At 44.4% G+C, this 26,320-nt stretch carries 28 protein-coding genes, 1 pseudogene and 1 riboswitch; of the genes and pseudogenes, 24 read left to right on the forward strand and 5 right to left on the reverse strand.

The window, feature by feature from the left end; genetic code table 11:
- Nucleotides 1–30 precede the first annotated feature (30 nt).
- The 3 genes from D2910_RS01565 to D2910_RS01575 all read right to left on the reverse strand — a co-directional run bounded on the left by D2910_RS01565 (nt 31) and on the right by D2910_RS01575 (nt 2,436).
- Nucleotides 31–627: a hypothetical protein gene (locus D2910_RS01565; RefSeq protein WP_084246112.1), complete on the reverse strand. Its 597-nt coding sequence runs from the start codon at nt 625–627 to the stop codon at nt 31–33.
- 12 nt (nt 628–639) lie between these two features.
- Nucleotides 640–1,761, reverse strand: coding sequence for a flavodoxin-dependent (E)-4-hydroxy-3-methylbut-2-enyl-diphosphate synthase (gene ispG / locus D2910_RS01570; protein WP_084246110.1), 1,122 nt, complete (start codon nt 1,759–1,761; stop codon nt 640–642).
- Between the two features lie 159 nt (nt 1,762–1,920).
- Nucleotides 1,921–2,436: a DUF1189 family protein gene (locus D2910_RS01575; protein WP_240633530.1), complete on the reverse strand. Its 516-nt coding sequence runs from the start codon at nt 2,434–2,436 to the stop codon at nt 1,921–1,923.
- Nucleotides 2,437–2,598: 162 nt separating this feature from the next.
- Here D2910_RS01575 and D2910_RS01580 point away from each other — a divergent pair.
- The 13 genes and pseudogenes from D2910_RS01580 (at nt 2,599) to D2910_RS01640 (ending at nt 15,681) form a co-directional block, all read left to right on the forward strand.
- Nucleotides 2,599–4,229: pseudogene (locus tag D2910_RS01580) on the forward strand (Na/Pi cotransporter family protein).
- A 185-nt stretch (nt 4,230–4,414) separates the two neighbouring features.
- On the forward strand, nt 4,415–4,894 hold the full coding sequence (locus tag D2910_RS01585; RefSeq protein ID WP_084246812.1) for a DUF456 domain-containing protein: 480 nt from the start codon (nt 4,415–4,417) through the stop codon (nt 4,892–4,894).
- A gap of 110 nt (nt 4,895–5,004) precedes the next feature.
- Entirely contained in the window at nt 5,005–5,613 is a 609-nt protein-coding gene (locus D2910_RS01590; RefSeq protein ID WP_084246106.1) for a superoxide dismutase, read from the forward strand.
- A 113-nt stretch (nt 5,614–5,726) separates the two neighbouring features.
- Complete coding sequence (locus D2910_RS01595) at nt 5,727–7,934, forward strand: penicillin-binding transpeptidase domain-containing protein (RefSeq protein WP_117312181.1); 2,208 nt, start codon at nt 5,727–5,729, stop codon at nt 7,932–7,934.
- A gap of 160 nt (nt 7,935–8,094) precedes the next feature.
- A complete protein-coding gene (locus D2910_RS01600; RefSeq protein WP_084246102.1) occupies nt 8,095–9,048 on the forward strand; it encodes a PstS family phosphate ABC transporter substrate-binding protein in 954 nt (317 codons plus the stop codon).
- 68 nt (nt 9,049–9,116) lie between these two features.
- Nucleotides 9,117–10,043, forward strand: coding sequence for a phosphate ABC transporter permease subunit PstC (gene pstC / locus D2910_RS01605; protein ID WP_084246100.1), 927 nt, complete (start codon nt 9,117–9,119; stop codon nt 10,041–10,043).
- 1 nt (nt 10,044) lies between these two features.
- Nucleotides 10,045–10,923: a phosphate ABC transporter permease PstA gene (pstA, locus tag D2910_RS01610; protein ID WP_117312182.1), complete on the forward strand. Its 879-nt coding sequence runs from the start codon at nt 10,045–10,047 to the stop codon at nt 10,921–10,923.
- A gap of 18 nt (nt 10,924–10,941) precedes the next feature.
- Nucleotides 10,942–11,772: a phosphate ABC transporter ATP-binding protein PstB gene (gene pstB, locus D2910_RS01615; RefSeq protein WP_240633531.1), complete on the forward strand. Its 831-nt coding sequence runs from the start codon at nt 10,942–10,944 to the stop codon at nt 11,770–11,772.
- A gap of 18 nt (nt 11,773–11,790) precedes the next feature.
- Nucleotides 11,791–12,450 carry a phosphate signaling complex protein PhoU gene (phoU, locus tag D2910_RS01620; RefSeq protein WP_084246098.1) on the forward strand — a complete coding sequence of 220 codons (660 nt, stop codon included), beginning with the start codon at nt 11,791–11,793 and terminating at the stop codon, nt 12,448–12,450.
- 177 nt (nt 12,451–12,627) lie between these two features.
- The gene (rpmG, locus tag D2910_RS01625; RefSeq protein WP_081986929.1) at nt 12,628–12,777 is read left to right on the forward strand and encodes a 50S ribosomal protein L33; all 150 of its coding nucleotides are present in this window, start codon (nt 12,628–12,630) and stop codon (nt 12,775–12,777) included.
- Between the two features lie 58 nt (nt 12,778–12,835).
- On the forward strand, nt 12,836–13,411 hold the full coding sequence (locus tag D2910_RS01630; protein ID WP_117312183.1) for a 5-formyltetrahydrofolate cyclo-ligase: 576 nt from the start codon (nt 12,836–12,838) through the stop codon (nt 13,409–13,411).
- On the forward strand, nt 13,408–13,596 hold the full coding sequence (locus tag D2910_RS01635; RefSeq protein WP_084246094.1) for a YqgQ family protein: 189 nt from the start codon (nt 13,408–13,410) through the stop codon (nt 13,594–13,596). The genes D2910_RS01630 and D2910_RS01635 overlap by 4 nt, the downstream gene beginning before the upstream one ends.
- A 180-nt stretch (nt 13,597–13,776) precedes the next feature.
- Nucleotides 13,777–15,681 (forward strand): LTA synthase family protein, encoded by a 1,905-nt coding sequence (locus tag D2910_RS01640; protein ID WP_084246092.1) that lies wholly within the window; start codon nt 13,777–13,779, stop codon nt 15,679–15,681.
- 92 nt (nt 15,682–15,773) lie between these two features.
- On the opposite strand, the gene D2910_RS01645 is transcribed toward D2910_RS01640, so the two are convergent.
- Nucleotides 15,774–15,962, reverse strand: coding sequence for a DUF2759 domain-containing protein (locus tag D2910_RS01645; RefSeq protein WP_084246090.1), 189 nt, complete (start codon nt 15,960–15,962; stop codon nt 15,774–15,776).
- A 155-nt stretch (nt 15,963–16,117) separates the two neighbouring features.
- Here D2910_RS01645 and D2910_RS01650 point away from each other — a divergent pair, with 155 nt between their 5' ends.
- A complete protein-coding gene (locus D2910_RS01650; protein WP_117312578.1) occupies nt 16,118–16,747 on the forward strand; it encodes an MBL fold metallo-hydrolase in 630 nt (209 codons plus the stop codon).
- 69 nt (nt 16,748–16,816) lie between these two features.
- Here the strand turns inward: D2910_RS01650 and D2910_RS01655 are convergent, their stop codons facing one another.
- The gene (locus D2910_RS01655) at nt 16,817–17,059 is read right to left on the reverse strand and encodes a DUF2626 domain-containing protein (RefSeq protein WP_084246088.1); all 243 of its coding nucleotides are present in this window, start codon (nt 17,057–17,059) and stop codon (nt 16,817–16,819) included.
- A gap of 696 nt (nt 17,060–17,755) precedes the next feature.
- On the opposite strand from D2910_RS01655, the gene comGA reads away from it, so the two are divergent.
- The 10 genes from comGA to gcvPB all read left to right on the forward strand — a co-directional run bounded on the left by comGA (nt 17,756) and on the right by gcvPB (nt 26,297).
- Nucleotides 17,756–18,799, forward strand: a complete 1,044-nt coding sequence (gene comGA, locus D2910_RS01660; RefSeq protein ID WP_117312579.1) for a competence type IV pilus ATPase ComGA — start codon at nt 17,756–17,758, stop codon at nt 18,797–18,799.
- Nucleotides 18,753–19,796 (forward strand): competence type IV pilus assembly protein ComGB, encoded by a 1,044-nt coding sequence (comGB, locus tag D2910_RS01665; protein ID WP_117312580.1) that lies wholly within the window; start codon nt 18,753–18,755, stop codon nt 19,794–19,796. The genes comGA and comGB overlap by 47 nt, the downstream gene beginning before the upstream one ends.
- A gap of 13 nt (nt 19,797–19,809) precedes the next feature.
- Nucleotides 19,810–20,130 carry a competence type IV pilus major pilin ComGC gene (gene comGC / locus D2910_RS01670; RefSeq protein ID WP_084246084.1) on the forward strand — a complete coding sequence of 107 codons (321 nt, stop codon included), beginning with the start codon at nt 19,810–19,812 and terminating at the stop codon, nt 20,128–20,130.
- Complete coding sequence (locus tag D2910_RS01675) at nt 20,061–20,552, forward strand: type II secretion system protein (protein WP_117312184.1); 492 nt, start codon at nt 20,061–20,063, stop codon at nt 20,550–20,552. The genes comGC and D2910_RS01675 overlap by 70 nt, the downstream gene beginning before the upstream one ends.
- Before the next feature lie 25 nt (nt 20,553–20,577).
- Nucleotides 20,578–20,841, forward strand: coding sequence for a hypothetical protein (locus tag D2910_RS01680; protein ID WP_117312185.1), 264 nt, complete (start codon nt 20,578–20,580; stop codon nt 20,839–20,841).
- Nucleotides 20,829–21,275 (forward strand): ComGF family competence protein, encoded by a 447-nt coding sequence (locus D2910_RS01685; RefSeq protein WP_117312186.1) that lies wholly within the window; start codon nt 20,829–20,831, stop codon nt 21,273–21,275. The genes D2910_RS01680 and D2910_RS01685 overlap by 13 nt, the downstream gene beginning before the upstream one ends.
- Before the next feature lie 207 nt (nt 21,276–21,482).
- On the forward strand, nt 21,483–21,995 hold the full coding sequence (locus tag D2910_RS01695) for a shikimate kinase (RefSeq protein ID WP_084246076.1): 513 nt from the start codon (nt 21,483–21,485) through the stop codon (nt 21,993–21,995).
- 141 nt (nt 21,996–22,136) lie between these two features.
- Nucleotides 22,137–22,228: riboswitch (glycine riboswitch) on the forward strand.
- Nucleotides 22,229–22,369: 141 nt separating this feature from the next.
- Nucleotides 22,370–23,467, forward strand: coding sequence for a glycine cleavage system aminomethyltransferase GcvT (gcvT, locus tag D2910_RS01700; RefSeq protein ID WP_117312187.1), 1,098 nt, complete (start codon nt 22,370–22,372; stop codon nt 23,465–23,467).
- Between the two features lie 27 nt (nt 23,468–23,494).
- Nucleotides 23,495–24,841 (forward strand): aminomethyl-transferring glycine dehydrogenase subunit GcvPA, encoded by a 1,347-nt coding sequence (gene gcvPA, locus D2910_RS01705; RefSeq protein WP_117312188.1) that lies wholly within the window; start codon nt 23,495–23,497, stop codon nt 24,839–24,841.
- Nucleotides 24,834–26,297, forward strand: coding sequence for an aminomethyl-transferring glycine dehydrogenase subunit GcvPB (gcvPB, locus tag D2910_RS01710; protein WP_084246070.1), 1,464 nt, complete (start codon nt 24,834–24,836; stop codon nt 26,295–26,297). The genes gcvPA and gcvPB overlap by 8 nt, the downstream gene beginning before the upstream one ends.
- Nucleotides 26,298–26,320: the final 23 nt, after the last annotated feature.

Genomic DNA, 26,320 nt, shown 5'->3' on the forward strand with positions numbered 1-26,320 from the left:
CGATTGCTCAGAGAAGCAATCGGCTTTTTTCTATTTATTTTGAGTTGTTAATGCGCTTTGGATGCCAAATTCGTTATCCACCCATTGTTCCGCTTCGAGCCAGTTATAAACGCGAATAACCTTGTCAGGAATCGGATCCTGGTTATAAGGGGTGTTGAACAGGATAACAGGAATATCAAGTTCTTCACTGATTTCAACAGCATTGTCATGTTTGTCCTCGAAAAAGAGGTCTACATTATGGCGTTTCGCTGCTGCAATCTTTTTGTGGGTGCCGATCAATTCTATGTGATCATAGGCGATGGCATGTTTTTTGAACCACTCGAACGTAATGTCCATTACATTCTCACCACGAGCAGAAATATAGAATAATTCATACTGCTCTTTCCACTGGTTCAGAATATTTTTAGCGTTTTCCGACACCGGGGAAGAAGCGTATATGGTTGACTCCGCTTCCCGGAACCAGGAATAGAATTCTCCAGGCTCCAAATGGGGAAGGGCGGATGTAAGGTCATACTCTTTTATATCATCCAAGGTCAACTCACTGTTGAATTGCTTGTTAATATGAGGGATCAGCGAAGTCGGTGAAGTCACTGTCCCATCTATATCGATTCCAAAACGGTATCTCATTGCATCACTACCTTAAACTTGTTGTTTTTCTGCTTCCGCTTTTTCTGCGGCTTGCTTTTCAAAATATTCCTGTGCAAGCTTGTCGATTTCAATCTTCAGTTCTTCCACCATAGTCTCTTCCGGTACTTTGCGGACAGTTTTGCCGTGCATGAACAGTAATCCTTCACCGCGTGCGCCGGCAATTCCGATATCCGCTTCGCGAGCTTCTCCTGGTCCATTGACAGCACAGCCAAGAACTGCCACTTTAAGCGGAGCTTTAATATGGGAGATGTATTCCTCGACTTCATTGGCGATCGAGATCAAATCGATTTCGATGCGGCCGCATGTCGGACATGAAATCAATGTTGCAGCATTTGAAGAAAGGCCGAATACTTTAAGCATTTCGCGGGCTACTTTGACTTCTTCAACAGGATCAGCACTCAATGAAACACGAAGCGTGTTGCCGATGCCTTTGGCAAGCAATGCCCCAAGGCCTGCAGCCGACTTCACAGTACCAGAGAAGAGGGTGCCGGATTCAGTGATGCCCAAGTGGAGCGGGTAATCGAACGCCTGCGAAGCTTTTTCATATGCTTCAATAGCAAGGCTCACATCTGATGCTTTTAGTGACACGATGATGTCATGGAAATCAAGGTCTTCAAGGATTTTGATGTGGTGAAGCGCGCTTTCAACCATTCCGTCAGCAGTCGGATAACCGTATTTCTCAAGAATTTTTCTTTCCAGAGAACCTGCGTTGACTCCGATGCGGATCGGAATGCCTTTCGCTTTAGCCGCATTCACAACTGCTTCGACTTTTTCGCGTCGGCCGATATTGCCTGGGTTGATCCGGATTTTATCAGCGCCTTGCTCAATGGCGATCAGCGCTAATTTATAGTCAAAATGGATGTCGACAACCAGAGGAATGTTAATGCGCTTTTTGATTTCGCCTATAGCGTAGGCTGCACGTTCGTCTGGACATGCTACCCGGACCACCTGGCAGCCTGCTTCCTCGAGGCGCAGAATCTCAGCGACTGTCGCTTCCACGTCATGTGTTTTTGTTGTAGCCATACTTTGGATGAAAAGTTCGTTGCTGCCGCCGATTGTGATGTCTCCAACTTTAACGGGGCGTGTTTTTGAACGGTGAATGATCTCACTCATCAATTATCTCTCCTTTTGGGATGCTCCGGCTAAGGCGCCGATCCCGGATTTCTTCTGCCGGATTGATGGAGGAAGCTATTTCCTCTCCGGTTCTAAGGGATGCCTATTGCTATTTTAGCAGTCACAGCTCGAAAAATACAAGAAAGAGCTTTACTGGCTTTATTTGCGCTGTGGAGGCATTTTGGGGTAATACTTCACTGCCATGTACAGGTAAACTAAAGTAAGCAGGGAAATCAGCAGCGGAAGCCATGCATTGTCGGTGAAAAAACCGATGCCAAAAGACAATATTGTCGGAATTGTGACGCTGAGTGCGGCTGTCCGCCACAGATGCCTATATTCTCCACGGCGCTTGCGGGCTTTGAGTATAACCATACCGATCCACGCGAATAAACTGATCTTTATGAAATGGTATAGGGTTGTGGAAACAAATAAAAGAATAAATGCCAAAGGGTAAAGCAGCCATTCAATTTCTTCTATATAAACTAGCAAGCCTTCCAAATCTCCAGAAACATTATTAAGGCCAGTGATAAATTCGATGAAAGCTGCAATTGTCAGCACCAGGATAAACAGAAATATAAAACGCATAATTTTGCCTATCGGCATTATCCTGACGGCCGCCTGCTTTTTAGGTTCCATCAAACTGGCCTTCAGCAATTGATATATGTTCAAATTCATCTTCCTTTCTCACTTTAATCCTATCCTACCATGATATTTATCAGAAAAAATTTTGCTTTGTTACGGGAATGTAAATTTTTATTAAAGGTATTTACAATTCGCTATAGAACTATTCATAATAGACAAGGTGTCAATACGCTAATCTAGGAGTGATTGTTAATCGTGGAAATGAACTGGCAAGAAATACTATTCAGCTTCTTTGGTGGACTTGGTATATTCCTTTTCTCCATTAAATATATGGGAGATGCTTTGCAGAAAGCGGCAGGGGATAAACTGCGTGATATTTTGGATCGCTTTACAACCAATCCATTCATGGGGGTTCTAGTTGGTATAATAGTAACCATCCTCATTCAATCCAGTTCAGGTACGACTGTAATCGTCGTCGGGCTGGTAAGCGCTGGGTTCATGACTTTGCGCCAGGCAATTGGTGTCATTATGGAGCTAATATCGGTACTACTGTTACGGCGTTCATCATCGGCCTTGACGTAGGAGCCTACTCTTTACCGATCATGGCCGTTGGTGCTTTCATGATTTTCTTCTTTAAGAAAAATAAAATCCAGAATATCGGCCAGGTCATTTTCGGTTTCGGGGGATTATTCTTCGGGATGGAAACAATGAGCGGAGCCATGAAGCCGCTGCGAGAATTGCCGGCATTCATCGATATGACGGTCAATTTGAGTGAAATGCCTATTCTGGGCGTAGCAGTAGGAACTATTTTTACTTTAATCGTTCAGAGTTCAAGCGGTACCATAGCAATCCTGCAGGGTCTTTACGCTGAAGGTCTTGTGACGCTTGATGCTGCATTGCCTGTATTATTCGGCGATAACATTGGTACTACTATTACAGCAGTGCTTGCCGCTCTTGGTACGTCAGTTGCAGCACGCCGTGCAGCAGCGGTACATGTACTATTCAATGTCATCGGATCTGTACTGTTCCTCATTTTGCTGGTGCCTTTCACAGCTTATGTAACTTGGCTTGGCACTACATTCGGGTTGGAGCCGAAAATGGAAATCGCATTTGCACACGGAACATTCAACGTTGCTAACACGATCATCCAGTTCCCGCTGATCGGGCTTTGGGCTTATCTGGTAACTAAGGTAATTCCTGGAGAAGAAGTGACAATCGAATTCAAACCGAAGCACCTCGATATCCATTTTATAGAGCAATCTCCTTCGATTGCACTGGGGCAGGCGAAAGAGGAAATTCTCCGCATGGGTCAGTATTCTGTGCAGGGACTACAGGAAACATATGAATATCTAAAAACTAAAAGTTCCAAGAATGCACAAACCGGCTATCAGCTGGAAGATGCAATAAACAATCTCGACAGTAAAATCACTGATTATCTTGTATTGATTTCTGCAGAGTCGATCTCGGCTGCTGATTCAACACGCCATACCATGCTGATGGAAACTGTTCGTGATATCGAACGGATCGGAGATCATTTCGAAAATATCATCGAATTGATTGACTATCAGGTTAATAATCGTGTAAATATTACTGAAGACGCAATGGAAGACTTAAGAGAAATGTTCACGTTGACCATTGCAACGGTCCAAAAAGCATTGGATGCACTTGATACGACAAGCCATGAACTTGCACGTGAAGTTGCGGAGCAGGAAGATCTTATCGATAAGATGGAACGCAAATTCCGTAAGAAACATATCCTTCGCTTGAATGAAGGAGCATGTTCGGCACAGGCGGGCATCGTGTTCGTGGATATCGTCAGCAACCTTGAGCGGATTGGTGACCATTCAGTGAATATCGCGGAAGCCATCTTAGGCAACCGGGCTTAAAAAACAGCTCCTTTTCATCTTTCTTTACATTTTAAAAAATGTAAGGCACGATGGAAGGGAGTTTTTTATATTATTTGAATGAAGTGTTTTAATAAGTTTGAGGAAGCAAAATGAAGTCAGTTTATGCCTGTCAGAGCATTAATGGCGCAAATAATTTTATTAAAGGGGGAATGGCTGTGGAAGCATTGGAAGTGATCGGCTGGATTGTGGTTCTGCTGTTTTTTGTCATCGGATTTATCGGTCTCGTGTATCCCGTCATACCGGCAGTTCTTTTTATCTTCGGTGGATTCATCATGTATGGCCTGTTCTTTGATTTTGCTGATCTGCCTTGGTGGTTCTGGCTTATCCAGTTATTGTTCGTCGGGTTGCTTTTCAGCGCAGACGCCTTATCAAATGCCTATACGGTAAAACGGTTTGGCGGATCGAGAGCGGGATTCTGGGGGAGCATGCTCGGCCTGATTGCCGGTCCGTTTTTAATCCCGATCATCGGGATCATCATCGGCCCATTTTTAGGTGCGATCGGTGCGGAACTCATCTTTAACCGGTCTAATTTCAAACAGGCATTCAGATCCGGTATAGGATCTGTCGTCGGTTTTATTACTTCTGTATTCACAAAAGGCATCATTCAGCTGGTGATGGTGATACTGTTCTTTATATTGGTCTGATTCAGTCAAAGGTCTGATTAAATTGGATGTTCATGCATTTTAATTGTAACAACTTGTAAACTTTGATACGCTAGGAAAGTAGAACAATAGACTCAAGGAGGAATTTAATCATGGCTTATGAATTACCGGAACTACCTTACGCGTATGACGCACTGGAACCACACATCGACAAAGAGACGATGAATATCCACCACACGAAACACCATAATACTTATGTAACTAATGTAAATGCTGCCCTGGAAGGCCACGACGATCTTTCTTCAAAATCTGTAGAAGAATTGATTTCTGATTTGAACGCTGTTCCTGAAGATATCCGTACAGCTGTACGCAATAACGGCGGAGGACACGCAAACCACTCATTATTCTGGCAATTGTTGACTCCAAATGGCACTGGCGCTCCATCAGGTGCACTTGCGGAAGCAATCGACAGCAAGTTCGGAAGCTTTGACGAATTCAAAACAAAATTCGAAAATGCAGGAAAAACTCGCTTCGGTTCAGGCTGGGCTTGGCTGACTGTATCTAACGGAGAGTTGGAAGTAACTTCAACTGCCAACCAGGATTCTCCATTGATGGACGGCAAAACGCCGATTCTTGGAGTTGATGTCTGGGAACATGCTTACTACTTGAAATACCAGAACAAACGCCCTGACTATTTGGCTGCTTTCTGGAATGTAGTAAACTGGGACGAAGTATCAAAACGCTACGAAGCTGCAAAATAATATCCGATAAATGAAACCTGACACACACTTTTTCGTCTGAAAAAGTGTGTGTTTTTTATTGTTCGATGATATACTAGCTTTTGGATATTTCACCGGAAGGAGACCTTTACTAAATGACCCAACCCAATAAAAGGAGAGTAAGCCAGGCGAAGTCGAAGCTGAAATCCCATACCGTCTTTCGCATGAATGTCCTTTTCTTCTCCATTTTTCTGCTGTTCTCAATGCTGATCCTGAGACTCGGCTATCTGCAAATCGTTAAAGGCGAGGATTATGCGCGTGCACTTGCAAGAACGGAAGAAGTGCCTGTCAACACCAGTGTGCCAAGAGGCCGCATATTCGACAGCGAAGGCCGCGTCCTTGTTGACAACGATCCGGTCAGCGCCATTACATATACGGCAATGCAGACGACAAAGCGCTCTGAAATGCTGGATACCGCTAGAGAATTGGCGAAACTGATTGAAAAAGATGATAAACGTGTTACCGAACGGGATAAACAGGATTTTTATATAATGTTAAATACTGAGGAAGCAACGGATAAAGTGACGGATGAAGAACGACAAGCCATCCAGAATGAAGAAATCACTGAAAAAGAAAAGCAGCGCAAGCTGGATGATTTAATCCGGGAAAAGATTACAGAAGAAGAGCTGGCCAGCCTTACTGCCGAAGATATTGAAACGCTTGCTATTTTCCGTGAGATGACTTCGGGTTACGCTCTATCTCCTCAAATCATTAAAAATGAAGGCGTGACACCGGAAGAGTTTGCCCGTGTATCTGAAAGACTGACTGACCCGAAACTGAAAGGCGTCAACACGATCACTGACTGGAAACGGGTAAAAACCAGCGACTTGACGATTCTCGGCAGCACTACAACACCTGAACAAGGGATTCCTTCAAGCAGTCTCGAGTATTATCTGGCCCGCGATTATTCACGCAATGACCGGGTCGGAACCAGCTTTTTGGAACAGCAATATGAGGATGTTCTGCAAGGTCAGAAATCGGTCGTCAAAAATATTACTGATGGCAGAGGCCGGGTTATTGATACGATACCGGCAGACGAAGGAAAACCAGGCAAAGACTTGATGCTGACGATAGACAGCGAATTGCACTCTTCCTTAGAAGATATAGTAGAAAAACATTTACGACAGTTAAAATCAGGTCCCAACTCTCAACTGGTAAAAGATGCCTATCTAGTCATGATGGATCCCCGCACTGGTGAAATCCTTTCGATGGTCGGTAAACGGATTGAACGGGATGACACTGGTAAAATGGTTATTCAGGACCATTCGTATGCTGCAGTCACCGCTGCCTATGCTTCAGGCTCCTCAGTAAAAGGCGCAACACTTTTGACAGGTTATGCGCAAGATGCAGTTAATATGGGAGATGTCTTGATTGATGAGCCATTGCAAATAAAAGGGACGCCGCTAAAACGGTCTATTTTTAATAAATCTCTATTTAACCGTATTCCAATGACGGATTTACAGGCTATAGAGCAATCATCGAACGTGTATATGTTCAAAATTGCCCTGGAAATCGCTAACGAAACATACCAATACAAAGAACCAATTAACATTCCATCTTCAAATTTTGATATAATGAGAAATTCATTTGCACAATTTGGTTTAGGCGTCAAAACAGGTATCGATTTGCCATTTGAAGGCAGCGGGTATCAGGGAGCGAAAAACGTTGGTGGTACTTTCCTCGATTTGGCCATTGGTCAATTTGACACCTATACTCCAATGCAGTTAGCTCAATATATTTCTACGATTGCCAACGGCGGTTATCGGATGGAACCACATCTTGTTAAAGAAATCCGCGGTCCGTCTACCGATGGCAAAAATTTAGGGCCGGTGGAAACTGTGATCGAGCCTAAAATCCTGAACCGAATCAGTAATCCTCAGGCGGAGATCGATCATTTGAAAAAGGGCATGCGCAATGTCTATGTAGGTAGCCGAGGATCAGCCAGATCCTATTTCAAGGACACAGACTATACGGCAGCCGGAAAAACCGGTACTGCAGAAGTTCAATTCTACGATGACAAAACAAGTCCTTATTACACTAAGAATTCTATAACGACAACTCATGTCGGTTTTGCTCCATATGAAAATCCTGAAGTTGCTTACGCGGTGATGATTCCTTATATAACGACAAATACAAGTATTGTTCCACCGACAAGCAATCTGATTGTGCGTGAAGCGCTCGATAAATACTTCGAACTTCGCGAAACAAAATCTGAAGAGTCGCCTTCAGTCATCAAAGCTCCATATTCAAATGAAGTGATTGAAGAAGGCGAAGAAGAACCGATAGATGCTGAAGAAGAATAAGGTTTGAAGCCCGCTCTGCCAAATAGGCAGAGCGGGTTTTTTATCTTTGTTTTAAATTGCTTCACATTTACAATATCTTAACAATGGCTTTATATGTCCTCAACAATCGGTCGTTATAGTTAAGACTGTAAACAAAACAAACTATTTGGGGGCGTAACTGATGAAAAACTGGAAATTTAAAATGGCTTCAACAATCTTAGGTTCGACAATGTTGCTGGCAGCATGTGGAGGCGGCACTGAGGAAGGAAGCCAATCACAAGAGAACGGCTCAGCAACAGCCGGAGAAGTTGAAGGTTCAGTTATTGGTGATGGATCATCTACAGTAGCACCGATCATGGAGGGCATCGTTGAAGAATACGCTGGAGTACAACCAGGCGTTCAGGTAACAGTCGGTGTATCCGGAACAGGCGGTGGCTTTGAAAAATTCATACAAGGTGAAACGGACTTCTCCAATGCATCCCGTCCTATAAAAGAAGAAGAAGCAGCAGCCCTTGAAGAAGCGGGCATCGATTACACAGAACTGCTGTTAGCGTATGACGGCCTTTCGGTTGTCGTAAGCCAAGAAAACGACTGGGTCGAAGACCTGACAGTTGAAGACCTGAAAAAACTGTGGGTTGAAGACGGCACTACGAAAAAATGGTCTGACATCAATCCGGAATGGCCGGATGAAGAAGTGGTCTTCTACGCACCGGGTACGGCTTCAGGAACATTCGATTACTTCAATGAAGTAATCCTTGAAGACGAAGACATCGTCAGCGCAGCGACGCTTTCCGAAGATGACAACACATTGGTCCAGGGCATCCAGGCTGATCCGAATGCCATCGGATTCTTCGGTTACGCATACTACGTAGCGAACCAGGAAACTTTGAAAGTAGTGTCAATCGACGGAATAGAGCCGAATGATGAAACGATTGCGTCAGGTGAATACTCACCGTTATCACGTCCATTGTTCACTTATGCTAAAAACTCTTCAATGAGTGACAACGAAGCAGCATACGATTTCATGCAATACACAATTGAGAATGCCGGTGAAATGGCGGAAGCAGTCGGTTACGTGGCACTGCCTGAAGAAGAGTATGAAAAAGGTTTGGCAGATCTTGAAGCATTAAAATAATTTGAAGATAGTCCAGAATTCAGGTGAGCAGCCTTTGCTCACCTTTTGGGTGTGAAAGGGGTTTCGTCATGGGGCAATCTGTGCAGGAAATGATCGCGCAGTCGAAAGGCAAGAAAAATAAGAAATTCGTGGAAAAACTCATACCGGTTCTATTGTTCCTGATTGCATCGGTATCCGTATTGACAACCATAGGGATCATGTTGACGTTAATCGTGGAAACAGTCACATTTTTTACAAGAGTAAGCATCAGTGAATTTATATTCGGCACCACATGGCTGCCTTTTTCAAACAAGTCTGCACAATTCGGCGTTTTGCCACTGATTGTCGGCACTTTGAAGGTCACTTTGATAGCTGTCATCGTCGCAGTGCCGATCGGTATTGCAGCCGCTATTTACTTGAGTGAATATGCAACTGACAATGTACGGAGAGTGATAAAGCCGGTGCTGGAAGTATTGGCCGGCATTCCGACAATCGTTTACGGATTCTTCGCTCTGACTTTTGTCACGCCGCTGCTTCAAAGCTTTTTCCCGGAAATAAAGATTTTCAACGCCATCTCACCAGGAATTGTCGTTGGGATCATGATCATTCCGATGATTGCATCGCTGTCGGAAGACGCCATGTCGTCCGTGCCGAAAAGCATCCGTGAAGGAGCACTTGCGATGGGCTCGACCAAATTCGAAGTGGCCATGAAAATCACAGTTCCGGCCGCAATTTCAGGCATCATCGCTTCCGTTGTGCTGGCAGTATCGCGCGCAATCGGAGAAACGATGATCGTTTCCCTCGCCGCCGGATCTACACCACAATTCGATGGTGACTTTACCGGATCCATTCAGACAATGACTGCATATATCGTCCAGGTATCTAAAGGCGATGCTGGTTACGGCACAACCATCTATTATTCAATTTACGCTGTCGGATTCACCCTGTTCATTTTCACGATGGTAATGAACATTATTGCCAACTACGTTTCCAAGCGTTTCAGAGAGGAGTATTGAGATGAGATATATAGAACACGACAACGTCGTGAGACGGATGAATGGAAGAAATCTCGTCAATAAATTATTCAAATCGATATTTCTCCTTGCAACGCTGTCTGCTTTATTGGCCCTGGTCATTTTGCTTTACCAGATTGTATCCCAAGGGGTCAATCACCTGTCGTTTGATTTTCTGGTCAATTACGCATCCAGATTTCCCGAACAGGCGGGCATCAAAGCCGCATTGGTCGGTTCGATTTGGCTGATGCTGGTGGTTGCACCGACGTCCATCATCCTGGGTGTGGGATCGGCGATTTATCTTGAAGAATACGCCGGCAAGAATCGTATCACCACATTTATCCAGATGAACATTTCAAATCTGGCGGGTGTGCCATCTGTCGTATTCGGTTTGCTCGGACTTACGATTTTTGTCCGCGCGCTGGCACTCGGCAACAGCGTACTGGCAGCAGGCTTCACAATGAGCCTTCTGATTCTTCCGGTCATCATCGTTGCTTCGCAGGAAGCGATCCGTTCCGTTCCGGGCGAATTGCGCGATGCTTCCTATGGGATGGGTGCTACAAAATGGCAGACTATTGTTAAAATCATCCTGCCTGCAGCAATTCCAGGAATTTTGACAGGAAGCATCCTGGCCTTATCACGGGCTATTGGTGAAACCGCACCATTGATCGTAGTCGGAATACCTGTGATCATCCAGTTCCTGCCTAAGGGAGTGATGGATACATTCACAGCACTTCCGATGCAGATCTATGATTGGTCCAGCCGTCCGCAGCCCGAATTCCAGCAAGTCGCAGCTGCAGGCATTATCGTTCTGATGGTTGTCCTGCTGTTAATGAATTCAGTGGCAGTCATCATCCGCAATAAATTCGAGAAACGCTACTAGAGTGGAAGGGGTTCTACTATGTCAACGACAAATACTATCTACAACAACGGTAAAACAGCTGAACTTGTAAAGGACGATTCAACCAGTTCCGCATCAAAATCCGTTTATGATACGCAACAATTGAATCTATGGTATGGCGATAATCATGCATTGAAAAATATAGATCTGGATATTAAGCAAAATGAAGTCACTGCAATCATCGGGCCTTCAGGATGCGGTAAATCCACGTATCTGAAAACTTTGAACCGGATGGTGGAGCTTGTCCCTTCAGTTAAGACTTCCGGGCAGATCCTTTACCGGGGTCGCAACATTTTTGACAAGGATTACGGAGTGGAAGAACTACGGACGCGTGTCGGCATGGTTTTCCAGAAACCGAATCCGTTCCCGAAATCCATTTATGACAATATTGCATACGGACCACGTATCCACGGCATCAAAAACAAAAAAATCCTGGACGAAATCGTGGAAAAAAGCCTTCGAGGCGCAGCTATCTGGGATGAAGTGAAGGACCGCCTGCATGAAAATGCATACAGCGTTTCAGGAGGGCAGCAGCAGAGAATTTGTATAGCTCGCGCGCTGGCCATTGAACCGGATGTTATTTTAATGGATGAGCCGACTTCAGCTCTTGACCCGATTTCGACGCTCAAAATTGAAGAACTTGTCCAGGAACTGAAAAAAGATTACAGCATCATCATTGTGACGCATAATATGCAGCAAGCTGCGCGTATTTCGGATAAGACAGCGTTTTTCCTGAACGGTGAAGTAATCGAATATGATAAAACGGATACAATTTTTTCAAATCCTTCAGATAAACGCACAGAAGATTATATTTCCGGCAGGTTCGGCTAAGAAAGGGAGCGTTCCATTTTGTCAGTACGTGAAAAATTCGATACAGAATTGCATTCATCCCAAGACCAATTGATCCAGTTAAGTACGATGGCAGTTGATGCGCTTGGAAAATCGGTCAGTGCATTGCTTAATCATGATATTGATGCTGCACTGGAAGTTATTGAAGATGATGTCCAGATCAATAGGCTGGAGGAAGAAATCAATGACCGCGTGATCCTGTTGATCGCTAAACAATCTCCCGTTGCAACCGATCTGCGCAGATTAATTGTCATCATTAAAGTGGCAACGGATATGGAGCGGGTAGGGGACTACGCGGTGAATATCGCTAAAGAAACGATTCGTCTGGGCAAAGAAGAGCATCTGGCTCCGATTGTCCAAATCGAAAAAATGCATAAGCTGGCAACGACCATGCTGATGCAGGTCATAGATGCTTTTGTGGAAGAAGACGTAGCGAAAGCCAAAGAAATAGCGGAACTCGATGACCAGGTGGATGACCTGTATGGGCAGGTGTTGACACAATTAATGCTTGCTGGAAGCGAGGATCCGGAGAAAATCAGCCAGATCACCCAGTTGGCTTTCATAGGCCGCTATATGGAACGGTCTGCAGACCATGCCACCAATATTGCCGAACAATTATTTTACCTGGTGCGCGGCAGGCATTACGATCTGAATAAATAAGGACGGTCCGGCGGTCACTATTCCGCCGGCTTTTTTTCGACTGGAATTTCGCATTTTGCCATCTTATATTTTATGAATATTATCAGTAGACTTTATGGTGATATATGCTATAATAATTAAGTCGTATAGATCTTGCTTATTTAAAAATGATCTTTGAAAGAATTAGGAGGGAAACCGATGCGTGTTAACATCACTTTAGCTTGTACAGAATGTAGCGAACGTAACTACAGCACTGTTAAAAATAAGCGCAACAACCCTGAGCGTCTTGAAATGAAAAAATATTGCTCACGTGAACGAAAAATGACTTTACACCGTGAAACTAAGTAATGAATGGACCGCCAAAACCTCTGGGTTTTGGCTTTTTTCTTTTAAAGGGGTGTCTGATATGGGAAAAACAAGCCAGCGTAAAGAAATGATCAATGAACTGAAGGCAATGGATCCGGAAAACCATCGGGTAAAGTCTGAAGCAATCATCCAGTTTCTATTGAAAGACGAAGCATTTCAGCAGGCTGAAGTAATCGGCCTCACAATATCAGCTTTTCCGGAAGTCGATACCCACAGGCTGATCGAAGAATGCTGGAAAGCCGGTAAAAAGACCGTGGTGCCGAAATGCGAACCGCTTTCGCGCAGCATGGACTTCAGGAATATTGATTCTTTCGACCAATTGGAAACAGTATATATGAAGCTTCAGGAACCCATTATTGAACAAACGGAACCTGTGAAGCCTGATCAAATAGATTTGCTGATTGTGCCTGGTGTAGTTTTTTCGCGAGACGGCTACCGCATCGGATTTGGCGGAGGTTATTATGACCGCTATCTGACGAATTATAGAGGATTTACCATATCCCTTGCATTTGCAGCCCAAATCAAAGAGTATGTACCTGTCGAAGGGCATGACATTCCAGTTCAGCGAATCTGCACCGAATATGGCTGCAAGGATGCCGGGCAGGTGAATGGATGAATAACTTATACGATGTGATGCAGCTGCTGAAAAGGTATGGCACGATTATATACACAGCAGATAAAAAAGCTGACCTGCATTTGATGGAAGAAGAAATCAGGGAACTGTATCGATTGCAGTTCATAACAGCAAAGGAATTTTCCTCCGCATTATTGATTTTGCGCAGTGAACAGAATAAAATCTAAAAGAATTTCCGTTTTTTTGAAACTTTCCAGCGTTTCATCCGTCTATTAAGAGGGTAAATATTATGTTGTGGTTATGTAATATTTCAGTAAACATTGGATTAACAATTAAGCTGTAATTTCAAAAAGAAATGGAATTGATATGAATGACAAAATGTATCGAAAAGAGGAGGATGTTTTGGGATGTTAAAAAGAGAATGGCCTAAACATTCAATTCTTGCAATCGCAATCATCGCAACCTGGTTAAAAACCTACATCGTTTACAAAACAGCATTTTCAATCACGATTGATAATGCATTGCAGGAATTCATCTTGTTCATTAATCCGTTGAGCATGCTTTTATTTCTATACGGATTAGCCTTGTTCTTTAAAAGTGAAAAGGCCAAAAACCGATATTTACTCATCATGACATTAGTGACATCGGCCATCTTGTACGGTAACGTCGCATTTTACCGCTTTTTCAGTGATTTCATCACATTGCCGCTGCTTTTTCAAACCCAGAACTTCGGTGATTTGAAGTCCAGTGCAGCAGCCAGCATTTTTTGGACAGATATCTTTTATTTCTCTGATTTCCTGATTGTGCTGCTGGCAATCAAGTTCCTGCCGACAATGAAGATCACAGAAAAAGCATCTTCTGTTCAAAGGAAAGCGTATTTCATCCTGTCGGCTGCTCTAATGTTCTTCAATTTGGGACTGGCTGAGGCTGAACGTCCGCAATTGCTGACGCGGAGTTTTGACCGGGAAATGCTGGTGAAGAATATCGGGATGTATAATTACCACTTGTATGATGTTTACATCCAATCGAAGTCACAGGCTCAACGTGCGTTGGCAAACGGTTCTGAATTGGTTGAAGTAACCAATTACGTAAGTTCAACACAGGCTGAACCATCTGATGAAATGCACGGCATTGCCAAGGATCGCAATTTGATCGTGGTAACACTTGAATCGCTTCAAACGTTCGTCTTGAATAATGAGATGAATGGACAGACGATCACACCATTCATGAATGAATTGACGAAAGACAAGGATACGATCTACTTCCCGAATTTCTATCATCAAACAGGACTTGGGAAAACATCCGACTCGGAATTCATTCTTGAAAATTCACTTTATCCTCGTGGAGGAAGTGCTGTTTTCTTCACGCACAGCGGCAACACCTATAACTCGATGGCTGAAAAGCTTGGAGAGAATGGGTATTTCACGAATGTACAACATGCCAATACGAAAAGTTTCTGGAACCGCGATATTATGTATCAGGCGCTTGAAATTGACGAATTCCAGGATATAGAAAGCTTTACAATCGAAGAAGGCCAGGCGGTCAACTGGGGCATGAAGGATGTTCCGTTCATGCAGCAGTCTGTTGAACACATGACTGAGATGCAGCAGCCGTTCTACAGTCGTCTTTTGACATTAACGAATCATCATCCGTTCTATTTGGATGAGGAAGATAAATTCATTTCTGAGTTCGATTCCAATTCAGGGACTTTGAACCGTTATTTCCAAACGGCAAGATACTTGGATGAAGCTGTCAAGGAATTATTCGATGAATTGAAAGCTAAAGGTCTCTATGAAAATTCCATTATTGTCATGTATGGTGACCATTACGGAATTTCCGAGAACCATAATGCTGCCATGTCTCAGTTCCTAGGGAAAGAAATAACACCTTATGATACAGCTCAACTTCAGAAAGTGCCTTTCTTCGTGCACATTCCAGGATACGGTGAAGGCCATGTCAATGAAGAGATTGGCGGCCAGATCGATATGCGTCCGACGATCTTGAATTTGATGGGGATCGAAGCTGATGAGGATATCCAGTTCGGTGACGATCTGTTTTCGGAAGAACGTGAAGAGTTCACAGTGTTCCGTGACGGACGATTCATTACCGGGGAAAATGTTTATGCCGGAGGCTCATGCTATGATCTGGAAACAGGTGAAATAGACGATCCGGCAGGTTGTGAGCCGTTCATCGATCGTGCTATGCAACAGTTGAACTATTCGGAAGCCATCATCAACGGCGACCTATTGAGGTTTTATGACGAAGAAACCGGCGAGCTTTTGACTGATGAAGCTCCCGCAGCAACACAATAAAAAAACGGACCTTTTGAAGGTCCGTTTTTTTTAATGATTAAAGGAAATAAAAAAGCTGTTGTTGCATAGGATGCAACAACAGCTTTTTCATATTAATGCAATGATGGTGGAAAGCCTTGTGTGATTGCTGTAGCTACTGCAAAGGCTCCAAAAATGGCAAAAGTTCCGAAATTAAATAAAAATCCTAATACTTCTTTGTTTTTCAATGTCTGTACAGTGCCTATTGCGGCTAAAACTGCAATGAGGCCAAAAATGAGTATTAATATCCAACCTGATTCCATATATATGACACTCCCTTCAACATTAACAGCCAGTGCCGTCGTGTTCTATACTATTGTAAAGAATTTAACTTGTTTTGTCGAGCGTGAAAAGTGGCAATCTATTGAACAGTCAATTGAAAAGGGTCCGTGATATAATTGAAGCAGAGGTGAAAATAATGCTGAAAATTGAACAATTGGAATTAGGCCCAGTTCAGACGAATTGTTACATCGTTTCAAATGAGGAAAAGGAATGTCTTATATTTGATCCGGGCGAGGAAGAAAAACGAGTCATAGCCCTTTTGAAAAAACGCGATCTTAAGCCTTTGGCAATCTTGCTGACACACGCACACTTCGATCACATTGGAGCTGTCGATGCACTGCGGGATTCCTATGGAGTGCCTGTCTATCTGCATCATCTCGAAAGGGAGTGGCTTGGCCGACCTAATCTGAATGGCTCTGGAAAATATGCTGCATTGCCGGATTACCGGGTAAAGGATGCGGATGTTTTGATCAATGAGGAAACCGAACTTGTGCTGGGAACTTTCAGGATGGATTTATTACATACACCGGGGCATTCCCCTGGAAGTGTCAGTTTTTCATTTCCGGAAGAAAGATTCGCTATTGTCGGTGATACATTATTCCGGGGGAGCATAGGAAGGACTGACCTGATCGATGGCTCTGAAACAAAACTTCTCCATTCGATCCGCACCTCCTTATTGACACTGGCGCCGGATACGGTCCTGTTTCCGGGACATGGCCCTGATACGACTCCGGCTGAAGAAGCCAGAAGCAATCCGTTCCTGTAAAATTTCGAGTTCTGCAATCAAATTAAAAAAGCGGCCAATGCTGGCCGCTTTTTTTGGTTAATATTTTGATTAATGTCCTCCACCCGGAATATGGATGAAAGTTGAGTAGTATGTGAAGCCGACGAAGAATACTGTTAGGTAAGCCGCGAAGATATACATATACATACGCTCAGAAATATTTAAAAATCCTAGAAGTACAAAAAATCCGGTGTTGGCAACCATCAATAAAGAAACTTCCACCATATCGCCTACATAAAACAGAACTGCGAAAATCCCAGTCCACCATCCCATTAATTTAAACATGTTATCCATGGGTAATCCCTCCTTTGCCACAACACAATAATCTCATATTTATTATATAGGAAAGCGAGTCGTTGTGTAAACCGCGAGTTCCCTTTCTTTGTGACAAACCGGTGTAATCTTTTGAGGGGAAAAAATTGTAGTTATCTTTTTTAAAAAATAGTATGAATACACCGCTTCGTCGCTTTGGACAAGCCTCCCGCAATAAGCCGAGAAGATCACTCGTCTTATTGCTCCGGCCAGTCCGGCGCCGCGCCTTCGCAGGGATCCGCTTCTGGATATGAAAGTTAGTTAAGAGGGCTTAGAAAAAGAGTTGTACTCCAATCCCACTCGGGCGAATGCCCGAGTTAGCTAAGCATTATCCATGTTGAACTAAACAAATATTAATTTATATACTGATTCATTTTTAAGAGAAACTTCTAGAGGTATGGAGCAAAACAGCGAAGACTCCTGGGGGACCAAGCGAAGTGCAACGAGTCCGAGTTAGCTCAGCGCAAGCCCCCCGAACGCGAAGCTGTTTTGCGGAATATCGGCTACTAATATTATCAATTTTATTTCTATGGAACTGGTGGCCAAAAATCATTTTTGCCCCGAAAAGCGGGGGGTAAAAAATTATTATGGCATAAACTATAGCGCTTGGAAATAGTCGTGGTTATACTATGGGGGAACAGTGTGGCGGCGCTGTTCAAAACCGTACAGGAGGGAATCATGCAGGAAATCATCGAACGGAAATGCACCGAGCTGCTGCAAAAAGCAGCTGACTGTGACACGACTGATATCCATATCCAACCCGCACCTTCTTGCTATAATGTTTCTTTCCGCTCATTCGAAGGATTGCGGCAAGTAACACAAATCCCCTTTGATTTTGGCGATCGGATGATTGCCTATTTCAAATATCTATCCCTTTTAGACATGAGTGAAAAAAGAAAACCTCAAACTGGCTCCTTCCATCTTCCCATTGAAGACAAATCCTTTTATTTTCGCATATCGACTTTGCCTTCTGTATTGACGAAAGAAAGCATCGTAATCCGCATAATGCCGGACGAAGCAGCCAAGCCGATCCGTGAACTGGCGGCATTCCGGGATTCAGCTAGACTGCTTGAAAAATTATCCGAATCAGGCCAAGGGTTGATTTTGCTTACTGGACCGACAGGCTGCGGTAAATCGACAACCCTCTATTCTCTGTTGAAACATTGTGCTGATAAACTGAACCGCAATATCATAACCCTTGAAGATCCAGTAGAGCGGAAAAATCAGGCAATCCTTCAGATTCAGGTTAATGAAAAAGCAGGTTTGGATTATGCAGCCGGCTTAAGAGCTATTTTAAGACATGATCCCGATATTATCATGATCGGTGAAATCCGTGATGCCGAAACAGCCCATATTGCTGTGCGTGCAGCGTTGACAGGCCATCTTGTATTTTCGACAATCCATGCGAGGCATTCTGTCGGCTGTCTTCACCGTCTGCGAGATCTTGGGATTTCTTATGAAGATATGTCACAGACCCTGATAGCGGTTTCCGCGCAACGCATCATGCCGGTTTTCGCTGAAATGGGTGATGATCTGCCATCCTACCGCGCACTATACGAAATCCTGCACGGCAACCGTCTGGAAGAAGCGCTTGAAGCTGCGAAGGCTAATAAAGCATACCTTCTTCCAGAGCGTCTTTCTTTCGTGGGCCAAATACGGGAAGGGGTGGCGATTGGTGCATTTGAACGTCAGGAAAGAATCCCGGAAGATCCATCTGCGTGACCGCAGCCGATTTCTTGAAAGGTTGTCCGTCCTGTTAACGGAAGGCTATTTATTGCCCACTGCATTGACACTTCTTTTACCGATCCACTGCAGGACGCTCGAAGCTGCGGAAGCAGGATTGGATTCGATATTAAAAAGTGGAGGCAATGCAGCGGAGTTGTTGAAATTCCTTGGTTTCAAGGACAGTGTGCTGTTTCCGGTAGAGATAGCCGAACATCATGGGAGGTTGTCCGAATCATTGCAGAGTATCGCTAAGAGTTACGGGAGAACTGAACAGGTCCGGACAAAACTGAGGAATATATTGGTTTATCCGGTGTCCCTGCTTGGCTTCACTTCGTTGCTGTTCCTGTTTTTCAGATTGAATTATGTGCCAAACCTGACCGAGTTGATGGCTTCTTTACAAAGCGGAGAGGGGAACAGCGGCGTTCCTGCCTATTTACTTAAACTGCCGGATTATTTTATTGCAGGTATCGCTGTCAGCCTTTTTGGCGCATTTGTTTTTTGGAAGATTTTAAAAGTGCAGAAGGTCCGCGTCCAGATCAATTGGCTGCTTCGCTTACCTATAGTAAAACAATATATCCGGCTCTATTGGTCACATTTGATTGCCAGAGAACTCGGTACATTGGTCCACAGCGGAATTTCACTGCAGGAGTCAGTGAAGGTTTTGACTGAACAGAACCATCACACGATCGTCCGTTTTATCGCGGGGAATATTAAATCAGAAATCATTCAAGGGCAGCCGTTATCGACAGCTGTTGAGCGGATGGCTATTCTGTCAACCGACATGCCGGCATTTTTGAAGCACGGCGAGCTCACGGGTTTTCTTGGTAAAGAGCTGATCCTGTACAGCGACGTCCAGATGGAACAAATTGAGCAGCACACCCAAAAATGGCTGCGGATCATCCAGCCGACATTCTTTATCATCATAGCCGCATGTATTGTCGCCGCTTATCTGGCGATTTTACTGCCGATGTATAATTTAGTCCATACAATTTAAGGAGGAGAAATATATGACGAAATTGAAAAATCAAAAAGGCTTTACGCTGATTGAAATGCTGATTGTCATGTTGATCATCACGGTTTTAATAGCTATCGCAATTCCGAATGTCTCAAAACAGACGACAGCAGTGGATGAAAAAGGGTGTAAAGCATTTGTCCAGATGGTCCAAGGGCAAGTGGAGTCTTTCAGGATGGATGAAAAGAAAGTGCCGACTATCGCTGACCTCGTGACAGAAGGCTATCTGAAAGCTGATGAAACCGATTGTCCGAATGGAGACATTGTAAACATTTCAACAGATGGTGTAGTGTCATCGTCCAAACCGGCTGTGTAAAGAATAAGGGATTCTCGCTGCTGGAAGTGGTGATCGTCTTGGCACTCCTGATGGCAACCATCGGCATCGGTTTGCCGGCGTATAACCAGATTGCGGTCCAAAAAGAAGAAGAGCGATTTTTTCAACTCCTTAAAAACGATATCTATTTTGCCCAAACGGAAGCTTATCGTTCTGGATTATCTGTTTCCGTCATGTTCAGGGAAGTCGGGCGATACGATTTGGTGCAAAATCAATTCAGCCCCATTTCATCACGTGAGTTTCCTGATTCCGTCATTTTGCAGAAGACAAGCAATTTGAGTTCGATCGGTTACTGGTCAAACGGATCGGTGATCGCTTCCGGCACTTTAAGGTTTTTGACGAGCACAGGTGAAAGAACGATCGTAGTCCATCTTGGTAAAGGAAGGGTGGTTTTCTCTGGATGAAAAGGGCCTGTCATGGGCGGAAACGATGCTTAGCCTGCTGATCATCTTTATGCTGTTCGGAACCCTTTTGCCGACTATGCAAAAAATGCAGCAGACACTTGATGATAAGCAACTGCGCGCTTCAGCTTTTGAGACTCTCCATGAAGCGGCGAAAATCATAAAGTCTTATGGTGAAATACAGGGAGAGCGAACCGTTAATGGCGTCATCTTTTCCTGGGACTATCACAGCGAGTTATGTGTCCGGTATAAAAATTATCGTTCATTGCAGGAGACCATATGTCTGGAATAAAAAAATGGAAACTTCGTTCAGAGGCAGGGTTCATCTATTTCGATGCGTTGATGGATCTTATTTTGGTGGCAGCAATCTTGCCTCTTATCGTCCTGTTCTATTTGTACACATCTGAATACTTGAAAGATCAGGATGCCGACGAAATGGAGTGGCGGCTGTTTACAACTGAAATGCAGAATTATTTGACAGGAATCGATTCCATAGAAGTCATCAATGGCGGAACAGGCTTCCGTGTAATTCAAGCCGGTGTCGAATATGATATCGAAGTTTACGGGTCTATACTCCGTAAACAAAAATTCAATCAGGGACATGAAATAATGCTGACTGGCATAAGCGGATGCACGTTCAGTATCGAGGAAGAAACACTGAAGATATCTGCCGTGCGTTCAAATGGAAAAGAGGAGAGATCCGAATATGCCATTACAGGTCCTTAAATCCGAAAAAGCCGCTGCTTACCCTGTATCAATCATTTTTTTCCTTTCAGCTTTGATTGTCATGTCGCATGCTGCCGCGCTCTATGCGCAACATTATAAAATATATGATGGATTGGAAAATATGCACCGGCATGCTACTATACAACTACTGGCAGAAATCGAGAAAAATAAAATACCTGAATGATTTGGGTAGTATCGGGTGGTTGGATGAAAAGAATTTATTTGGTCGGATTTATGGGATGTGGAAAAAGTGCTGTCGGCAGGCGACTCAGTTTTCTGCTGAAAATGCCTTACTATGATATGGATAAGGAAATTGCAAGACAGATGGGGATGACTGTCGCATCTATTTTCGAGAGCCACGGAGAAGCTTATTTCAGAGAGCTGGAAACACAATTTCTCCGAACTCTGAAAGATGAAGATTGCATCGTCTCCACAGGAGGCGGTGTGGCAATGCGTGATATCAACAGAAGAATAATGCGGCAGACTGGCCTTGTCTTGTTTCTGGATGCGCCTTTCAGGGAAATTTGGCGAAGGATCCACAAAGATCCTAAACGCCCAATTGTTGTAAATTCGACGAAAGAGCAGATAGAAGCTTTATATAAAACCCGTTATCCTCAATATAAAGCCGTTGCTCATATCACAATCCGCACTGAATTCCGGACGTTAAGACAGATTACGCAATATGCAGCCTTCCAAGTGAATCGATTAAAAGGCGGATAATTAAGATGAAAAAAAGTGAAACGTTCGTGTTTCGACTCACTCATTAAAAAAGATTGCGCTTACCCTTCAATAATGTTAGGATATAGACGAAGTTATACGATTCTGTATAGCGCTATGGACCAATCATTTTGATTTGGGCGGATGAAAGCACGGGGAGAGTACGCGAAAGCGTCGCCGAAGGAGCAAATGGCAGCAGCCGTGAATCTCTCAGGCAAAAAGACTCGTGCCGGACGCATCTCTGGAGAGTGTTGCTCTGCAACTACCAAAGAGGAAAACCGTAACGGTAAACTTTCAGGTTCCAGGACAGAGATTTCCCTTAACAGGGGAATCTCTGTCCTTTTTTTGTGGAATTTGATCAAAGAGGAGGAAGTTGAATGGGAGAGTTAAAACGTACACCGCTATTCGAGTCATATTCACAATACGGCGGTAAGACAATCGATTTCGGCGGCTGGGAATTGCCTGTGCAATTTTCAAGCATCAAAGATGAACATGAGGCTGTAAGAACAAAGGCTGGGCTTTTCGATGTTTCGCACATGGGAGAAATTCTTGTATCAGGTCCGAACAGCCTGGAATTTCTTCAGAAGCTGCTGACAAATGATATTTCAAAAATCAAGGATGGACAAGCCCAATACACGGCTATGTGTTATCCGGACGGCGGGACTGTCGACGATCTATTGACTTACCGTTTTGATGAAGAAAATTATATGCTGGTAGTCAATGCCTCGAATATCGAAAAAGATTTTGAATGGATGCAAAAACAATCGATCGATGGTGTCGAGTTGAAAAATGTTTCTGATCAATACGGATTACTCGCATTACAAGGCCCGCTTGCCGAACAGGTTCTCCAACGCCTGACTGAAGAAAGCTTGGCGGACATCAAACCTTTCCGCTTTAAGAAAGATGTTCTGATCGGCGGTTACCCGGTTCTTATTTCCCGTACTGGGTATACCGGTGAAAATGGTTTTGAAATATATGCTTCTCCTGAAGCATCCATAGCGTTATGGGACGATATATTAAAAGAGGGCAAAAACGACGGTGTCATTCCAACAGGTCTTGGAGCACGTGATACCTTGCGTTTTGAAGCTTGTCTGGCTCTTTATGGCCAGGAACTTACAAAAGATATTTCACCGCTGGAAGCAGGCATCAATTTTGTCGTCAAATTGGCTAAAGATGACTTTATCGGAAAAGAGGCTCTCGCAGAGCAGAAGGACAATGGGGTTCCACGTAAACTTGTTGGCATTGAAATGATCGACAAAGGAATTCCGCGCCATGGCTATGCAGTCTACTTGAACGATGAAAAAATCGGTGAAGTGACCACCGGAACTCAATCACCTACCTTAAAGAAAAATATCGGACTCGCTCTAATTTCCGCGGAACATGCAGAACTTGGCCAGGAACTTGAAGTGGAAATCCGCAATAAACGCCTGAAAGCCATTACTGTAGAAACACCGTTTTATAAACGCAGCAATTAATTTCAATTGAAAAGGGGACAGCTATCGATGAAACATCGCTATTTACCAATGACGCCTCAAGACGAAAAAGCAATGCTCGATACAATCGGAATCCAGTCGATCGATGAATTATTTGCCGATATTCCGGAGAAAGTTAGGTTCAAAGGCGAATATAATATTAAACCAGCAAAATCAGAGAGTTCATTGACAAAAGAACTGTCACAATTGGCTGCAAAAAATGCCGATTCCAATACGTACGCTTCTTTCCTTGGAGCGGGGGTTTATGACCATTACAAACCGATCATCGTAGACCACGTCATTTCACGCTCTGAATTCTATACGGCTTACACACCATATCAGCCTGAGATTTCACAGGGTGAATTGCAGGCGATTTTCGAATTCCAGACAATGATCAGTGAATTGACGGGTATGGAAATTGCAAACTCTTCAATGTACGATGGTGGAACGTCACTGGCAGAAGCGGGGATGCTCGCTGCCGGGCATACAAGCCGCAAAAAAATCCTGGTTTCCCGCGCTGTGCATCCTGAGTCCCGTGATGTCGTTCGGTCGTATGCACTTGGGCAGTCCATCGCGGTGGAAGAAATTCCATTGAAAGATGGACATACGGACCTTGATGCTTTGAAAGAGATGATCGACGATAATACAGCTGCGGTCATGATTCAGTATCCGAACTTCTTTGGACAGGTTGAGAACCTGAAGGAAATTGAGCCGATCGTCCATGAAGCCGGTGCATTATTCACAGTTTCATCGAACCCGCTAGCGCTTGGGGCTTTGACGCCTCCAGGTAAATTGGGCGCTGATATAACAGTTGGAGACGCGCAGCCATTCGGTATTCCGGAAGCTTTCGGCGGACCTCATTGTGGTTATTTTGCCGTGACTAAAGCGCTGATGAGAAAAGTACCGGGACGCCTTGTTGGTGAAACGACGGACGAAGACGGCCGCCGCGGTTTCGTATTGACGCTGCAGGCACGTGAGCAGCATATCCGCCGCGACAAAGCCACTTCGAATATCTGTTCGAACCAAGCGCTGAACGCTCTTGCTGCATCTGTTGCCATGACTGCTCTCGGCAAGGAAGGCACCAAGGAAATGGCTGTCCAAAACATTACGAAAACTTACTATATGAAACAGCAATTGAAAGCAGCCGGTTTTGAAATTGCTTTTGATGGCGCACATTTCAATGAAATCGTCGTAAAAACAGATTCACCGGTCAAAGAGCTGAATGCCTCCCTGCTGCAAAAAGGGATGATCGGCGGGTATGACCTGGGCTTAAGCTATGATGAGTTTGATAATCATATGCTGATCGCCGTTACGGAACAGCGCACTAAAGAAGAAATCGATGCATTCGTGCAGGAAATGGGGGCTACTCATGCATAAAGACAACCAACCGCTCATTTTTGAAATGACAAAAGAAGGCCGCGTAGGCTATAGCCTGCCGGAACTCGATGTACCTGAAATCGATCTTGCTGAGTTATTGCCGGAAGGTCTCGTCCGCGATGAGGCTGCTGATCTGCCAGAGGTTTCCGAACTTGATATCATGCGCCATTACACTGCACTGTCTAAACGTAATCACGGTGTTGATTCCGGTTTCTATCCACTGGGCTCATGCACAATGAAATACAATCCGAAAATCAACGAATCCGTAGCAAGATACTCCGGCTTCGCCAATATCCACCCGCTGCAGGACGAATCCACAGTGCAGGGTGCCATGGAATTGATGTATGACCTTCAGGAACACTTGAAGGAAATCACCGGAATGGATGAAGTGACCCTTCAGCCGGCAGCCGGTGCGCACGGGGAATGGACAGGATTGATGATGATCCGCGCCTTCCACGAAGCAAACGGGGATACGAAACGCACAAAAGTCATCGTTCCCGATTCGGCCCACGGTACAAACCCTGCATCTGCAACCGTCGCAGGCTTTGAAACCGTGACAGTCAAGTCAAATGAACACGGACTTGTGGATCTGGAAGATTTGAAACGCGTAGTCGGGGAAGACACAGCCGCTTTAATGCTGACTAACCCGAATACATTGGGTCTTTTCGAAGAGCAGATCCTGGAGATGGCGGCTATCATCCACGAAGTCGGCGGCAAGCTTTATTATGACGGCGCGAACTTGAACGCTGTTATGTCCAAAGCGCGTCCTGGCGATATGGGCTTCGATGTTGTCCACTTGAATCTTCATAAAACATTCACCGGACCTCATGGAGGCGGTGGACCGGGATCAGGTCCGGTAGGCGTCAATAAAGATTTATTGCCATACCTGCCAAAACCGATTCTTGTCAAAAAAGACGGCGTGTTCGCATTTGATTACGACCGTCCACAGTCAATCGGACGAGTTAAGCCGTTTTACGGAAACTTCGGCATCAACGTGCGTGCATACACGTATATCCGTTCAATGGGGCCGGATGGCCTGAAAGCCGTGACGGAATATGCTGTATTGAACGCGAATTATATGATGCGCAGACTGCAGGAGCATTTCGATTTGCCGTATGACCGCCATTGCAAGCACGAATTTGTATTGAGCGGCCGTCGCCAGAAGAAATTGGGTGTTCGCACACTTGATATGGCGAAGCGCCTGCTTGACTTCGGCTATCATCCGCCGACAATCTACTTCCCGTTGAATGTAGAAGAAGGCATGATGATTGAACCGACTGAAACTGAATCGAAAGAAACGCTTGATGCTTTCATCGACGCAATGATCCAGATTGCGCGTGAAGTGGAAGAGAATCCTGAAATTGTCCAGGATGCCCCTCATACCACAGTCATCAAACGCCTTGATGAAACAAAAGCTGCGCGGAAACCAGTTCTTCGTTACCACAAAGCTGAATAGGATACAAAAAAAGCCTGGGAGCA

Source organism: Planomicrobium okeanokoites (assembly GCF_003428875.1).
Lineage (GTDB): Bacteria > Bacillota > Bacilli > Bacillales_A > Planococcaceae > Planococcus > Planococcus okeanokoites.

Bases quoted from the DNA above. Each gene is read 5' to 3' on its own strand.
- D2910_RS01640 (WP_084246092.1), top strand. From the start codon at position 13,777: ATGTTAAAAAGAGAATGGCCTAAACATTCAATTCTTGCAATCGCAATC.
- D2910_RS01650 (WP_117312578.1), top strand. From the start codon at position 16,118: ATGCTGAAAATTGAACAATTGGAATTAGGCCCAGTTCAGACGAATTGT.
- D2910_RS01595 (WP_117312181.1), top strand. From the start codon at position 5,727: ATGACCCAACCCAATAAAAGGAGAGTAAGCCAGGCGAAGTCGAAGCTG.
- D2910_RS01575 (WP_240633530.1), bottom strand. From the start codon at position 2,436: ATGAATTTGAACATATATCAATTGCTGAAGGCCAGTTTGATGGAACCT.
- rpmG (WP_081986929.1), top strand. From the start codon at position 12,628: ATGCGTGTTAACATCACTTTAGCTTGTACAGAATGTAGCGAACGTAAC.
- D2910_RS01630 (WP_117312183.1), top strand. From the start codon at position 12,836: ATGGGAAAAACAAGCCAGCGTAAAGAAATGATCAATGAACTGAAGGCA.
- comGA (WP_117312579.1), top strand. From the start codon at position 17,756: ATGCAGGAAATCATCGAACGGAAATGCACCGAGCTGCTGCAAAAAGCA.
- D2910_RS01565 (WP_084246112.1), bottom strand. From the start codon at position 627: ATGAGATACCGTTTTGGAATCGATATAGATGGGACAGTGACTTCACCG.
- D2910_RS01655 (WP_084246088.1), bottom strand. From the start codon at position 17,059: ATGGATAACATGTTTAAATTAATGGGATGGTGGACTGGGATTTTCGCA.
- pstB (WP_240633531.1), top strand. From the start codon at position 10,942: ATGTCAACGACAAATACTATCTACAACAACGGTAAAACAGCTGAACTT.
- comGC (WP_084246084.1), top strand. From the start codon at position 19,810: ATGACGAAATTGAAAAATCAAAAAGGCTTTACGCTGATTGAAATGCTG.
- gcvT (WP_117312187.1), top strand. From the start codon at position 22,370: ATGGGAGAGTTAAAACGTACACCGCTATTCGAGTCATATTCACAATAC.
- D2910_RS01695 (WP_084246076.1), top strand. From the start codon at position 21,483: ATGAAAAGAATTTATTTGGTCGGATTTATGGGATGTGGAAAAAGTGCT.
- gcvPB (WP_084246070.1), top strand. From the start codon at position 24,834: ATGCATAAAGACAACCAACCGCTCATTTTTGAAATGACAAAAGAAGGC.
- D2910_RS01600 (WP_084246102.1), top strand. From the start codon at position 8,095: ATGAAAAACTGGAAATTTAAAATGGCTTCAACAATCTTAGGTTCGACA.
- pstA (WP_117312182.1), top strand. From the start codon at position 10,045: ATGAGATATATAGAACACGACAACGTCGTGAGACGGATGAATGGAAGA.
- D2910_RS01680 (WP_117312185.1), top strand. From the start codon at position 20,578: ATGCTTAGCCTGCTGATCATCTTTATGCTGTTCGGAACCCTTTTGCCG.
- D2910_RS01590 (WP_084246106.1), top strand. From the start codon at position 5,005: ATGGCTTATGAATTACCGGAACTACCTTACGCGTATGACGCACTGGAA.
- D2910_RS01645 (WP_084246090.1), bottom strand. From the start codon at position 15,962: ATGGAATCAGGTTGGATATTAATACTCATTTTTGGCCTCATTGCAGTT.
- gcvPA (WP_117312188.1), top strand. From the start codon at position 23,495: ATGAAACATCGCTATTTACCAATGACGCCTCAAGACGAAAAAGCAATG.
- D2910_RS01685 (WP_117312186.1), top strand. From the start codon at position 20,829: ATGTCTGGAATAAAAAAATGGAAACTTCGTTCAGAGGCAGGGTTCATC.
- ispG (WP_084246110.1), bottom strand. From the start codon at position 1,761: ATGAGTGAGATCATTCACCGTTCAAAAACACGCCCCGTTAAAGTTGGA.
- pstC (WP_084246100.1), top strand. From the start codon at position 9,117: ATGGGGCAATCTGTGCAGGAAATGATCGCGCAGTCGAAAGGCAAGAAA.
- D2910_RS01635 (WP_084246094.1), top strand. From the start codon at position 13,408: ATGAATAACTTATACGATGTGATGCAGCTGCTGAAAAGGTATGGCACG.